Raw genomic sequence first — 13,317 nt, 5'->3', positions numbered from 1 at the left:
CGGCCTGGCGCCAGGCCGCCTCGGCCTTGATCCGCGCATCCTGCGCCGCGGCCAGGCGCACATTCAGTTCGCTCATGTTCTGCGTCGGCAGCGACGGCTTGTCCTCGCCCATCGACACGATCTGTTCCTGGCTGGAATAGTCGACCGCGTTCTTCTCCGACTCCTCGACCTTGTCGCGCAGCTGCGCCAGGCGGTCAGACAGGTAGCGCGCGGCGAACGAGGACGCCTGCAGCCGGCGTTCCTGGGTCGAGGCGATGAACATCTTGGCGTAGGTGTTGGCCACGCGCGTGGCCAGCACCCGGTCGGGCGAATCGAAGTTGATCCGCACCAGCCGCGAATCGCGCACCGGCTCGATGGTCAACGCATCCAGCACCGGGCCGACCAGCGCGTTCTCCGCCGCGGCAGCGCGCGCCTGCGGCGTCGGCGCACGCCCGTCGCCGTTGTCCTGCAGCTTCTCCAGGGCTTCGTCGACCAGCGGCTTGAACGCCGGCGCCTCGGTCAGCTTGGCCTCGCGGATCACCTGCCGCGCCAGCGACCGGCTGCCGAGCAGTTCGTACTGGGTCTGGTAGAAGTCGCGATCCTGCGGCGATTCCACCGGCATCAGGTTGGCGACATTGGCGACGTTGAGCGATTCGCGCTCGATCTGCAGCACGCTGGTGGCGCGGTACTTGGGCGTCATCAGCAGGAGGACCAGCAACGCCAGCAGGACGACTGCCCCGGTGATGCCGATGATCAGCCAACGCTGCCGGTACAGCGCATTCCAGTAATCCAGCAGGCCGATGTCGGCCGGGCTCAGCGGCGCACCCACAGGACGCGGGCGCGGCGCGGAAACGGGAGGCAAGGTGGAGGCGCTCATCGGTAGGCCCTCCAGACCATCACGAACGGGGTCAGCTGCACCACGGTGCGCAGCAATACCAGCGCATCGGAGCGGTACACCACCACGATGTCGCCGCCGTAGATCGCCGGATCCGGCGCGGCGCCCTTCTGGATCTCGCGCAGATCGAAACGCGCCAGCATCTTCTGTCCACCGACGGTGCGGAACACCACCACATTGCCGCGGCTAGCCACGTCGCTGACGCCCTTGCCCAGCGACAGCGCCTGCTGCAGGGTCAAGGCGGAGCCCTGGATGGGATAGATGCCCGGCTCGCTGACCGCGCCGGTGACCGTGACCCGGTTGCCGGTGAACTCGTCGACCAGCACCGACACCTGCGGGTTCTGCAGATAGCCGTTGCGGTAGCGGTCGGCGATCTCCTTCTGCAGCGCATTGACGCTGGAGCCGGCGGCTTTCACGTCGCCGATCAGCGGCAACGAGATGCGGCCCTCGTTGTCGACCCGCACCTGCCGTTCCAGGTCGTCGACCTGGAACACCTTGACCGTGAGCAGGTCGCCCGGGCCGAGCAGGTATTCCGGCTTGCCCATTGAAGCGGCAAGCGGATCGCCCGCCGGCAGATCGGTACGCATCGCCGGCCCGCTGCTGCATGCAGACAGCAGCCCCAGGCAGAACAGGGCCAGCGCCCAGTGGAAGGTCACGGAAAGTTTACCCATGCGCGATGCTGATGCCCTCTGTCGATTGGTTTTCGAAGCGCCGCACTCCCCCAGCCGGCCAGGGTTCCGTTCCCGGTCGGAGGATGATTGCGGTGTCAATTCCTGCCTGGGACGAACGGCCCTGGCCAACAGCGAAGCTTCGTGTTGCAACGCACTATGGCACAGGCATCTGCCGCCACCAAGGCGTTACCCGACATTTTTTTGACGCAGTAACGCGAGGGTTCAACTACATGTCCGGCTATTCAGCGTAGCAAGGGCCCGTGAACGTTCCATCGACGCGATGTTAACGTGATCAATGTCAACGCATTGACGCTGCGTAGCTCCCAGTTCCCATGGGGCTTTCCGCTCTGGTGGGGCGACGACCTCGTCGCGGGACAGCGCAATCCCGCGCATTTTGTCTACGGCGACGCGCCAGCCTCCCTGCGCCGATACAGATCGCCCTATGTCGCGATACCGACACGCATTGCCATCCCGGCGGGTACCCCATTCCCCACATCGGCCATACGCGCGCCGCCGATCCGACGCGCCCAAACAAAAAGGCCCATGTCGCAGACATGGGCCTTCGAAAGATGGTCGGGGTAGCCGGATTCGAACCGACGACCACTAGTCCCCCAGACTAGTGCGCTACCAGGCTGCGCTATACCCCGGTGTGTTGCGTCTCCGCCGTCATGGCGGACCCGCCTTGCGGCGAGCTGGCGATTATAGCGGGTTTGCCGCGGCCATTCCTAGCGGCAGCGCCGCCGCCATGGCTCACCGCCGCAGCAACTGCAGGACTTCTTCCAACTCCTGCCGCACCTGCTTGATGATCTGGTTGCTCAGCGCCGATTCCTGGCGGGCACCCTCGCCTTCCAGGCGCAGGCGCGCACCGCCGATGGTATAGCCCTGTTCGTACAGCAGGCTGCGGATCTGCCGCACCATCAGCACGTCGTGGCGCTGGTAGTAGCGCCGGTTGCCGCGCCGCTTGACCGGTTCCAGGCTGGGGAATTCGGTCTCCCAGTAGCGCAGCACATGCGGCTTGACGTCGCACAGCTCGCTGACCTCACCGATGGTGAAGTAGCGCTTGGCCGGAATCGGCGGAAGTTCGCGGTTACTGCCCGGGTCCAGCATAAGCCTCCACTCGCTCCTTGAGCTTCTGTCCGGGGCGGAAGGTCACCACCGTCCGCGCCGAAATCGGGATCTCTTCGCCGGTCTTGGGATTGCGGCCGGGCCGTTGGTTCTTGCGGCGCAGGTCGAAGTTGCCGAAACCGGACAGCTTCACCTGCCGCCCCTGCTCGAGCGCATCGCGCAGCACGTCGAAGAACGCATCGACGAATTCCTTGGCCTCGCGCTTGTTCAGCCCGACTTCGTCGAACAACCGCTCGGCCATTTCCGCTTTGGTCAACGCCATCGCCCTGCTATCCCCTGTCCTTCTCAACCACGCATCCGCGCGTCGTGTTCCCGCGCCAGCGCGGCCACCGCATCGGCGACCACCGCCTCCACGTCGCGGTCTGTCAGAGTGCGCGTGTTGTCCTGCAAAATCAAGCCCATAGCGAGACTCTTGCAACCAGCCTCGACCCCCGCGCCGACGTAGCGGTCGAACAGCACCACCTCGCGCAGCAAGGGCCCGACCGCCGCGCGCACGCTGCGCGCCAGCGCCGCCCAACTCACTGCGTCCGGCACCACGACCGCCAGGTCGCGACGCACCGACGGGAACCGCGACAGCTCGGCGGCGCGCGGCAGGGCACGCGCGGCCAGCGGCGCCAGGTCCAGCTCGAACGCCAGCACGTCCACGTCGACCTGCATCGCCTGCAGCAGCCGCGGGTGCAGTTGGCCGATCCAGCCGATCCGCACGTCGTCGCGATAGACGTCGGCCGACCGGGTCGGATGCGCGAACGGATGCGTCGACGGCCGGTAGTCCAGGCGTGCGCCGGAGGCCGCGGCCAAGGCGTCCAGGTCGCCCTTGAGGTCGTGGAAATCGACCTTGCGCGCCGGCAGGCCCCATTGCAGGGCGTCGGCATCGCCGCACACCGCCGCCGCCACCCGTTGGGTTTCGGTCGGCGCGGCGCCGGCTTCCGCCGCCGCGGCGAACACCTTGCCAAGCTCGAACAGGCGCACGCGCCCGGCCTGGCGCGCGGCGTTGCGGCCCAGCGCGGCGACCAGCCCCGGCAGCAGCGACGGACGCATCACCGCCAGTTCGGCGCTGAGCGGATTGGCCAGGGCCACGCGCCCGTCGTGCAGGCCCCACTGGTCCAGCAGCGCAGCATCGACGAAGGCGTAGTTGATGGTTTCCAGCAGATCGCGCGCCAGCAACTGGCGACGCACGCTGCGCTCGTCCAGCTGGGTCTCGCTGTCCATGGCGATGCGCGTGGCGCCGCCGGGCAAGGTGGTCGGCAGGCGGTCGTAGCCGTGGATGCGCGCCAGCTCCTCGATCAGATCCTCTTCGATGGCGATGTCGAAGCGGCGGCTCGGCGCGGTGACCTGCCAGCCGTCGGCCGAGGCGACCACGTCCATGCCCAGCGCGCGCAGGATGCGCTCGACGTCGGCGTCGGCGATCTCGATGCCGAGCACGCGCAGGATGCGCGCGCGGCGCAGCGCGATCGGTGCCGGCGCCGGCAGGAATTCGGGCAAGGCGGCCTCGACCACCGGGCCGGCGCGCCCGCCGGCCAGCTCCAGCACCAGTCGCGTCGCCAGCTCCAGCGCCTGCCGCGGCAGCGCCGGGTCCACGCCGCGCTCGAAGCGGTGGCCGGCATCGGTGTGCAGGCCGAGCTTGCGCCCGCGGCCCATGATCGCGGCCGGGGCGAAATGCGCGGCCTCCAGGAACACGTGGCGGGTGGTCTCGGTGACGCGGGTGGCGTGGCCGCCCATCAGGCCTGCCAGCGCCACCGGCCGATCGGCATCGGTGACCAGCAGGAACGCCGGATCCAGCACGGCCTCGCGGCCATCGAGCAGGGTCAGGGTCTCGCCTTCGCACGCGTGGCGCACGCCGACCGGGCCCTGCAAGGTGTCCAGATCGAAGGCATGCATCGGCTGGCCCAGTTCCAGCATCACGTACTGGGTGATGTCCACCAGCAGCGACAGCGGACGCACGCCGCTGCGGCGCAGGCGTTCGGCCATCCACAGCGGCGTCTTCGCCGCCGGATCCAGGTCCTCGACCACGCGGCCGCAGTAACGCGGCGCGTCGGCGCCCGCACCAAGCGTCACCGGCAGCGTGCGCTCGCTGCTCACCGCGGCCGGCGTCACCGCCAACGGCAGCACGTCGCTGCCGCAGGCCGCGGCCACGTCGTAGGCGATGCCGCGCACGCCGAAGCAGTCGGCACGGTTGGGGGTGAGCTTGATCTCGATGCTGGCGTCGGGCAGGCCCAGATACTCGATCAGCGCCTGGCCGATCGGCGCATCGTCGGGCAGTTCGAACAGGCCGGACGCATCGCTGTCCAGGCCCAGCTCCTTGGCCGAGCACAGCATGCCGTTGGACGCGACCCCGCGCAGCTTGGCCGGCTTGATCGCGATGCCGCCGACCTGCGCACCCACCAGCGCCAGCGGCGCGACCAGGCCCGCGCGCGCATTGGGCGCACCGCAGACGATCTGCAGCAGCTCGCCCTGCCCGGCATCGACCCGGCACACCTGCAGCCGGTCGGCCTCGGGATGCGGCGCAGCCTCGACGATCCGCGCCACCACCACCTGCTGCAGGCCGTCGCCGAGCGGCACGACCTCCTCGACCTCCAGGCCGATGGCGGTCAGGGTCGCGGTGAGCTGCTCACGCGTGGCCTGGGTCGGAACGTGGCTGCGCAGCCAGTTTTCGCTGAATTTCATGGAAGGGCCGGGAATCGGGAATGGAGAATGGGGAATCGAAGACGCGGTCTACTAGGAACGGAAACGGAGAGGGGAAACGAGCCTTTGCGTTGCTTTGCCCATTCCCGATTCCCGTTTCCCGACTCCCAGCCTCAAGCAAACTGCCGCAGGAACCGCACGTCGTTCTCGAAGAAGGCGCGCAGGTCGTTGACGCCGTAGCGGAGCATCGCGAAGCGCTCCACGCCCATGCCGAAGGCGAAGCCGGTGTAGCGCTCCGGGTCGATGCCGACGTTGCGCAGCACGTTCGGGTGCACCATGCCGCAGCCGAGCACTTCCAGCCAGCGGGTGCTGCCGTCGGGCTGCTGCCAGGCGATGTCGACCTCGGCGCCGGGCTCGACGAAGGGGAAGTAGCTGGGACGGAAGCGCATCTGGAAATCGCGCTCGAAGAACGCGCGCACGAATTCGGCCAGGGTCCCCTTGAGGTCGGCGAAGGTCGCGTGCTCGTCGACCAGCAGGCCTTCGACCTGGTGGAACATCGGCGAATGGGTCTGGTCGCTGTCGCTGCGGTAGACCTTGCCCGCGGCGATCATGCGCAGCGGCGGCGCATGCTCCCCCATGTAGCGCACCTGCACGCCCGAGGTGTGGGTGCGCAGCAGGCGGCCGTCGCCGAAATAGAAGGTGTCGTGCATCGCCCGCGCCGGGTGGTGCGGCGGGAAATTCAACGCCTCGAAGTTGTGCCAGTCGTCCTCGATCTCGGGGCCGTCGGACAGCTCGTAGCCCAGCCGCGCGAAGATCTCGGTGATGCGCTCCAGGGTGCGGGTGACCGGATGCAGCCCGCCGCGTTCGCCGCGTCGCCCCGGCAGGGTCACGTCGATGCGCTCGGCGGCCAGGCGCGCGTCCAGTGCCGCGGTCTCCAGCAGCGTGCGGCGCTCGGCCAGCGCGGCGGACACCGTGTCGCGCGCGCGGTTGATCGCCTCGCCGGCCAGCTTGCGCTGCTCCGGCGCCAACGCGCCGAGCTGCTTGAGCTGGGCGGTGATGCTGCCGCTCTTGCCGAGCAGCGCGACCCGCAGTTGCTCCAGCGCCTCCGGACTCTGCGCCGCGGCGATGTCCGCCAGCGCTTGCCCGCTCAGGGAATCGATCTCACTCATTGCACTCGCGCCTCACTGCTCCGGCCGAACCCGTGGCCACCGTGTCCCGCCGATGCGGAACCTCCCTACCCGGCAGGCGCCCCGTCGCCGGGGTGCCCAAAAACGCAAAAGGGGAAGGACTTGCGCCCTTCCCCTGCATGCCTGCGATGGCTCCCGCCGAAACCCCGCACGTGGACGCACGGGTTTCTGCAAGGGACTCGCAAACTTATGCCGCCAGCGCGCCCTTCGCCTTCTCCGCCAGGGCGGCAAAGCCCTGCGCGTCGTGAACGGCGATGTCCGCCAGCACCTTGCGGTCGAGGGTGATGCCGGCCTTGAGCAGGCCGTTCATGAAACGGCTGTAGCTCATGCCGTTGATGCGGGCCGCCGCATTGATGCGGGTGATCCACAGCGAACGGAAATTGCGCTTCTTCTGCTTGCGGCCGATGTAGGCGTACTGCTGCGCCTTGATCACCGCCTGCTTGGCGACGCGGAAGACCTTGCGACGGGCGTTGTAGTAGCCCTTGGCGAGGTTCAGAACTTTCTTGTGACGACGGCGCGCCTGGACGCCACGCTTGACTCGAGCCATGGTTCAGTCCTCAGAGGTAGGGAAGCATACGGTCCAGACGGCCTGCGTCCTCGGCACGGACGTGGTTCGTCTGCCGCAGGTTGCGCTTCCGCTTGGTCGCTTTCTTGGTGAGGATGTGGCTACGGTTGGCGTGGCCGGCCTTGTACTTGCCGGAGGCGGTCTTGCGGAAACGCTTGGCCGCCGCCCGGTTGGTCTTGATCTTGGGCATTGCAATGTCCTTGATGGTGTTTTGTCACTGGTCAGGGCGGTGGCTGCGCCACACTTTCCGTCCGTGCCCTTACCTGCTTGTAAGCCCTTGATCCACTGAGGATCCGGGCGGGTCCTATTGCCGCGCGAGCGGCAAACCCGATGAACTGGGCCGCGCATTATGCCAGGGCTTGGAATGCCTTGCAAATCATGCGGTTCGGTGGGCACGCACTGGCGCGCCGGGAATCGAGAATGGGGACTAGGGAATCGAAAACGGCACGCACGGCGTCACCACGCAGCCTGCGCCGGGGCAAAAAACGCGGGGATGACCATGACGGTGGGCGCCGTTGGCGCCCGTGCGGCCGCGCGCCCGCACGGGGCGGGGCGCGATCCCGGACTGGGTCAGCGCTTCTTCGGCGCGATCATCATCACCATCTGCCGGCCTTCCAGGCGCGGACGCGATTCGATGACGATGTCTTCGCCCAGATCGGCCTCGATCCGCGCGGCCATTTCGCGACCGAGCTCCTGATGGCTCATCTCGCGGCCGCGGAAACGGATATTGACCTTGACCTTGTCGCCCTCCTCGATGAAACGGCGCATGTTGCGCAGCTTGATCTGGTAATCGCCTTCGTCGGTGACCGGACGGAACTTGATTTCCTTGATCTCGACCTGCTTGGTCTTCTTCTTGGCTTCGTTGGCCTTTTTCTGCTGCTCGAACTTGAACTTGCCGAAGTCCATGATCTTGCAGACCGGCGGATCGGCCTGCGGCTGGATCTCGACCAGATCGAGTCCATCCTCTTCGGCCAGCGCCAGCGCTTCGTCGCGGGTCAACACGCCGACCATCTCGCCGTCCGCGCCGATCACGCGCACGCGCGGCACGCGGATCTCTTGGTTCTTGCGGTTCTGTTTGTTGTCAGGGGTACTGATGTTGCAATCTCCCAGGGGAATCGGACTGGCGCGGACGGAGGCTCCGTCCGCACCAGGGTGGTGTCACGCCAACTGCTCGGCGCGCAGCCGTTCGGCGAAGGCGGCGACCGACATGGTGCCCAGATCCTCCCCCGATCGCGTACGGACCGCAATCGCGCCGTTTTCCGTCTCGCGGTCGCCCGCGACCAACAGGTACGGCACCCGCTGCAGCGTGTGTTCGCGAATCTTATAACCGATTTTTTCGTTCCGCAAATCGGCCTCGATGCGGAAGCCTTGATTTGCAAGGAGTTTCCGCACGTTGTCTACATAGTCTGCCTGTGCGTCCGTGATGTTCATGACCACGGCCTGCACCGGCGCCAGCCAGGCCGGGAACATGCCGGCGTGATGCTCGATCAGGATGCCGATGAACCGCTCCATCGACCCGACGATGGCCCGGTGCAGCATGACCGGATGCTTCTTCTGGCTGTGCTCGTCCACGTATTCGGCGCCGAGGCGGCCGGGCATCATGAAATCCACCTGCATGGTGCCGAGCTGCCAAGTGCGGCCGATCGCGTCCTTCAGGTGGTACTCGATCTTCGGGCCGTAGAAGGCGCCCTCGCCCGGCAGTTCCTGCCACTCCACGCCGCAGGCGCCGAGCGCGGCGCGCAGGGCGGCCTCGGCCTTGTCCCAGGTGGCGTCGTCGCCGAGGCGCTTTTCCGGGCGCAAGGCGATCTTGATCTGGATGTCGTCGAAGCCGAAGTCGCCGTACACCTTCAGCGCCTGCTGGTGGAAGGCGGTGACCTCGGCCTCGATCTGCTGCTCGGTGCAGAAGATGTGGCCGTCGTCCTGGGTGAAGCCGCGCACGCGCAGGATGCCGTGCAGCGCGCCGGACGGCTCGTTGCGGTGGCAGGCGCCGAACTCGCCGTAGCGGATCGGCAGGTCGCGGTAGCTGTGCAGGCCCTGGTTGAACACCTGCACGTGGCCGGGGCAGTTCATCGGCTTGACCGCGTAGGTGCGCTTCTCCGACTCGGTGAAGAACATGTTGTCCTGGTAGTTGTCCCAGTGGCCGGACTTCTGCCACAGCGACACGTCCAGGATCTGCGGGCAGCGCACCTCGCCGTAGCCGCTGTCGCGGTAGACCTTGCGCATGTACTGCTCGACCACCTGCCAGATCGACCAGCCCTTGGGGTGCCAGAACACCAGGCCTGGGCCCTCTTCTTGGAGGTGGAACAGGTCCTGCTGCTTGCCGATCTTGCGGTGGTCGCGCTTGTCGGCTTCCTCCATGCGCAGGATGTAGGCCTCGAGCTGCTTCTTGTCGGCCCAGGCGGTGCCGTAGATGCGCTGCAGCTGCTCGTTCTTGGCGTCGCCGCGCCAGTAGGCGCCGGAGATGCGAGTCAGCTTGAAGGCCTTGAGGAAGCGCGTGTTCGGCACGTGCGGGCCGCGGCACATGTCCACGTATTCCTGGTGGTAGTACAGGCCCATCGCGGTGACGTCGTCGGGCATGTCCTCGATCAGGCGCAGCTTGTAGTCCTCGCCGCGCTGCTTGAACAGCTCGATGACCTCGGCGCGCGGGGTGACCTTCTTGATCACGTCGTAGTCCTGCGCGATCAGCTCCTGCATGCGCTTCTCGATCGCCGCCATGTCCTCGGGGGTGAACGGGCGCTCGCTGTAGATGTCGTAGTAGAAGCCCTCAGCGATGACCGGGCCGATCACCATCTTGACCTCGGGATACAGCTGCTTGACCGCGTGGCCGACCAGATGCGCGCAGGAGTGGCGGATGATCTCCACGCCCTCGGCGTCCTTGGCGGTGATCAAGCGCAGACTGGCGTCGTGGTCGATGAGGTCGCAGGCGTCGACCAGACGGCCATCGACCTGGCCGGCGATGGTCGCCTTGGCCAGGCCGGGACCGATGGACTGGGCCACGTCCATGGGGCTGACGGGGTATTCGAATTCGCGGCGGCTGCCGTCGGGGAGCGTGATCGTGATCATGGGAGTCGGCGGAAATGGAAAACGGGAGGACGGCGTCCGCGCCACCTCGGCGGCAGGCCAGCCTGGGCGCGGGACAGAAAGAAGGCGCCACAAGGGCGCCTGCTCGGACAGCCTTGGGCGGGAACTCAAGCGAGGGCGGTGGTAGTGCTCATGTCGCACGCTCGGCCGGCGTCGCCGCGGGCCACCCATGTCCGGATCAGGTCGATAGGCAAGAATGGTAAACCAGCTTTTACCAAAATGGTAATTGCGGCCGTTTACCAAAACGGTCATTCCTGGTGCGCGCCCGAGGCCTTCGCTGCGCCGCAGCAAGAGCTACAGCGGGCGCCATGGCATGCTTCGTCGACGTTTTCTCCGCACCCGGACGCGCCGTCATCAAAGGCAAGGCCACATCGCTGGACATCGCCTACCTGGCAGGCGTGTCGCAACCCACGGTCTCACGCGCACTGCGCGGCAGTCCGGCGGTCAACGAGCAGACCCGGCGCAAGATCCTGGCGATCGCGCGCGAGCTGAACTACAAGGTCGACAAGCACGCCTCCAGCCTGCGCCTGCGCAATGCCGGCACCCTGGCGTTGCTGTTCTTCGAAGACCCGACCACCGATGACTCGCTGATCAACCCATTCTTCCACTCGATGCTGGGCTCGATCACCCGCGCTTGCGCCCGCCATGGCTACGACCTGCTGGTGTCGTTCCAGCAGTTGTCGGACAACTGGCGCGCCGACTACGGCGACAGCCAGAAGGCCGACGGACTGATCCTGCTCGGCTATGGCGACTACCTGCAGGCGCAGCAACGGCTGCAGCACCTGGTCGACCAGGGTACGCACTTCGTGCGCTGGGGCGCGGTGCTGCCCGGGCAGCCGGGCGTGTCGATCGGCAGCGACAACTTCCAGGGCGGGCACGACATCACCGCGCACCTGCTGGCGCAGGGCCGCCGCCGCATCGCCTTCCTCGGCGACGCCTCCAACCATTACCCCGAATTCCTGGAACGCTACCGCGGCCACCTGCAGGCGCTGCGCGCGGCCGGCGCCGAGGCCACGCCGGCGCTGCAGGTCGATGCGATCACCACCGAGCAGTCCGGCTACGAGGCGGCGCTGGCGCTGCTCGGCCGCGGCGAGCGCTTCGATGCACTGTTCGCCGCCAGCGACCTGATCGCCATCGGCGCGCTGAAGGCCTTGCGCGAGCATGGCCTGCGCGTGCCCGAGGACGTGGCCCTGGCCGGCTTCGACGATATCCCGGTGGCGGCCAGCGTCGATCCGGCGCTATCGACGGTGCAGCAGGACACCAAGCTGGCCGGTGCAGTGCTGGTGGACACCCTGCTGGCGCAGATCGCCGGGCAGCCGGTGAGCAGCCGCACCCTGCCGGTGACGCTGGCGCTGCGCGGCTCCTCGCTGCGCGGCTGACGCGGCCGGCCTGCGTCACGGCAGCGCCGCCGCCTGTCATTGGCCGGGGACACCAGGAACCTGACGCAGCGTGCTCGCCGCACGCCGAGTCCCGCAGCCCTGCGCGACCCCGCAACGCCTGCCGCGCCGCGTTCAGTGCGCCGGCGCCACCCCGTCCTTGGCCGCCATCAGCCAGCGCAGCCGCGCGCGCAGGTCCGGGCGCACGATCGGCGCATCGGACAGGAAGACCCGCACGCCGTGTGCCGGCACCTCGGCGCGCAGGACATCGGTCACCTCGATGGCGCTGCCGTCGAAGCCGTCGTGCCAGGTGCCCGGCTGCAGGTAGCGGCGCACCTCCAGCGTGCGTGGCGCATCGCTCTTGTTCAGCAGCACCAGCGCGGTCTGGGTGCTGCCCGCATGCTGGAACACGCGGTAGAACACCGCCTCGTCGCCGGACAGCTGCAGGTTGAGCTGCAGGCCGCGCTGCAGCGCCGGGCTGCGCTGGCGCAGCGTGGCGATGCGCCGCAGCGGCGCGAAGATCGGGCTGCTCGGCGCCGCGTTCACCCGCTCCTGGCCGAAGTAGTTGCGGTTGCCGGCATGCTCGGCGCGCCCGCGCATGAAGCCGGTCTCCGAGCCGTAGTAGATCACCGGGATGCCGCGGGCGGTGAACAGCCAGTTGTGCGCGTCGATGAAGCCGGCGTCGCTGGCGTCCAGCCGCGCCATGTCGTGGTTGTCGTAGAAGGTCATCAGCTCGTACGGATTGGCGTACGGGCCGCGTTCCAGGTACAGCGCCGGCTGCAGCGTCTCGTAGCCGCGCTGGGCATGGCCGAACGTCGCCGCCAGTGCCTGCTTGAGCGGGAAATCCAGCACGCTGACGCCGGCGTTGCTGGCCCAGGTGTGGCCGGCGATCTTGTGCGCGTTGTAGTCGAAGTCCTCGCCGAACATGAACATGCCCGGGCGCTGCGCGCGGATGCGGCGCACGAACTCGTGCCAGAAGCTGTCCGGCATCCAACCGATGGTGTCGATCCGGAACGCATCGGCGCCCTGCCCCAGCCACTGCGAATAGGCGCCGACCAGATACTCCATCACCGCCGGGTTGCGCTCGTTGAAATCGGATAACTGCGCCAGGTTGCCGCCGGTGTTGTAGAACGCGTGCAGCGGGTTGTGCGCCGGGTCCAGCTTGGACGGCGGCAGGTTCTGGTGGTCGGCGATCAGTTTGCCGTCGCGGTCGAACACCTGGCCGAACATCGGCTGCCGCTTGGGCATGGTCCAGGCCGGCGAGCCGTGATTGCCGACGATGTCCAGCACCACCTTCAACTGCTGCGCGTGCATCGCCTGGGTGAAGCCGGCGAAATCCAGACCGGGGCTCGGCAGATGTTCGTCGAGCTTGTAGAAATTGACGCCCCAGTAGCCGTGGTAACCGGTCTTGCCACGGTCGCTCAACGAGCTGCCCCAGGTGATCGGCTTGCCGCCGGTGAAGGCCTCGTCCGGGTTGTCGACGATCGGGGTGATCCACACCGCGCCGAAGCCCAGGTCGCGGATGTAGCCGGCGTTGTCGACCACGCCCTTGAAGTCGCCGCCGAGGTAGCCGATGTTGTCGCTCTCGCCCGGCGGCGCCGGGATCGGGATATCGAAGGTGCGATGCGCACCGCCCTGGTTGCGGTGATCGTTGCCGGGATCGCCGTTGACGAAGCGATCGGTGACCACGAAGTACACCGCCTCGCTGGCGAACGGCTCCAGCGTGCCGTAGAACTCTTCCTGCGCAGGCGCCTGGGCCTGCGCCGACCCAGCGCAGGCGCCCAGCAGGGCCAGCGCCAACAGCGACATCCGATCG

Annotated in this window: 12 protein-coding genes and 1 tRNA gene; 1 reads left to right on the top strand and 12 read right to left on the bottom strand. The window is 67.6% G+C overall.

The annotated features are described in order from the left end of the window. The 11 genes from CEK68_RS09435 to thrS all read right to left on the bottom strand — a co-directional run. The coding region (locus CEK68_RS09435; RefSeq protein ID WP_255424768.1) for a Wzz/FepE/Etk N-terminal domain-containing protein at nt 1-856 on the bottom strand (856 nt) is incomplete at its 3' end. After that, nucleotides 853-1,545 (bottom strand): polysaccharide biosynthesis/export family protein, encoded by a 693-nt coding sequence (locus tag CEK68_RS09430; RefSeq protein ID WP_026143621.1) that lies wholly within the window; start codon nt 1,543-1,545, stop codon nt 853-855. The genes CEK68_RS09435 and CEK68_RS09430, both read right to left, overlap by 4 nt. A 570-nt stretch (nt 1,546-2,115) precedes the next feature. After that, nucleotides 2,116-2,192, bottom strand: a tRNA-Pro gene (locus CEK68_RS09425). A 103-nt stretch (nt 2,193-2,295) separates the two neighbouring features. After that, the gene (locus CEK68_RS09420) at nt 2,296-2,652 is read right to left on the bottom strand and encodes a MerR family transcriptional regulator (RefSeq protein ID WP_009597860.1); all 357 of its coding nucleotides are present in this window, start codon (nt 2,650-2,652) and stop codon (nt 2,296-2,298) included. Next, nucleotides 2,633-2,932 carry an integration host factor subunit alpha gene (locus CEK68_RS09415; protein WP_003466661.1) on the bottom strand — a complete coding sequence of 100 codons (300 nt, stop codon included), beginning with the start codon at nt 2,930-2,932 and terminating at the stop codon, nt 2,633-2,635. The genes CEK68_RS09420 and CEK68_RS09415 overlap by 20 nt, the downstream gene beginning before the upstream one ends. A gap of 23 nt (nt 2,933-2,955) precedes the next feature. Then, a complete protein-coding gene (pheT, locus tag CEK68_RS09410) occupies nt 2,956-5,334 on the bottom strand; it encodes a phenylalanine--tRNA ligase subunit beta (RefSeq protein WP_152239219.1) in 2,379 nt (792 codons plus the stop codon). A gap of 131 nt (nt 5,335-5,465) precedes the next feature. Beyond that, a complete protein-coding gene (pheS, locus tag CEK68_RS09405; protein ID WP_010342858.1) occupies nt 5,466-6,461 on the bottom strand; it encodes a phenylalanine--tRNA ligase subunit alpha in 996 nt (331 codons plus the stop codon). A 205-nt stretch (nt 6,462-6,666) separates the two neighbouring features. Further along, the gene (gene rplT / locus CEK68_RS09400; protein ID WP_010342859.1) at nt 6,667-7,026 is read right to left on the bottom strand and encodes a 50S ribosomal protein L20; all 360 of its coding nucleotides are present in this window, start codon (nt 7,024-7,026) and stop codon (nt 6,667-6,669) included. A 10-nt stretch (nt 7,027-7,036) separates the two neighbouring features. Further along, complete coding sequence (gene rpmI, locus CEK68_RS09395; RefSeq protein ID WP_010342861.1) at nt 7,037-7,234, bottom strand: 50S ribosomal protein L35; 198 nt, start codon at nt 7,232-7,234, stop codon at nt 7,037-7,039. A gap of 380 nt (nt 7,235-7,614) precedes the next feature. Next, entirely contained in the window at nt 7,615-8,139 is a 525-nt protein-coding gene (gene infC / locus CEK68_RS09390) for a translation initiation factor IF-3 (protein ID WP_304412340.1), read from the bottom strand. A gap of 63 nt (nt 8,140-8,202) precedes the next feature. Further along, the gene (gene thrS / locus CEK68_RS09385) at nt 8,203-10,107 is read right to left on the bottom strand and encodes a threonine--tRNA ligase (RefSeq protein WP_152239218.1); all 1,905 of its coding nucleotides are present in this window, start codon (nt 10,105-10,107) and stop codon (nt 8,203-8,205) included. A 326-nt stretch (nt 10,108-10,433) separates the two neighbouring features. Here thrS and CEK68_RS09380 point away from each other — a divergent pair, with 326 nt between their 5' ends. Next, the gene (locus tag CEK68_RS09380) at nt 10,434-11,504 is read left to right on the top strand and encodes a LacI family DNA-binding transcriptional regulator (RefSeq protein ID WP_152239217.1); all 1,071 of its coding nucleotides are present in this window, start codon (nt 10,434-10,436) and stop codon (nt 11,502-11,504) included. 132 nt (nt 11,505-11,636) lie between these two features. On the opposite strand, the gene CEK68_RS09375 is transcribed toward CEK68_RS09380, so the two are convergent. Continuing rightward, a complete protein-coding gene (locus CEK68_RS09375) occupies nt 11,637-13,310 on the bottom strand; it encodes an alpha-amylase family glycosyl hydrolase (protein WP_193314150.1) in 1,674 nt (557 codons plus the stop codon). Between the last annotated feature and the right edge of the window lie 7 nt (nt 13,311-13,317).

This window comes from Xanthomonas sp. LMG 12461 (assembly GCF_009192935.1).
Lineage (GTDB): Bacteria > Pseudomonadota > Gammaproteobacteria > Xanthomonadales > Xanthomonadaceae > Xanthomonas_A > Xanthomonas_A sontii.
Note: the sequence above shows the minus strand (reverse complement) of the source record. Positions and strands in the feature narration are given on the sequence as shown.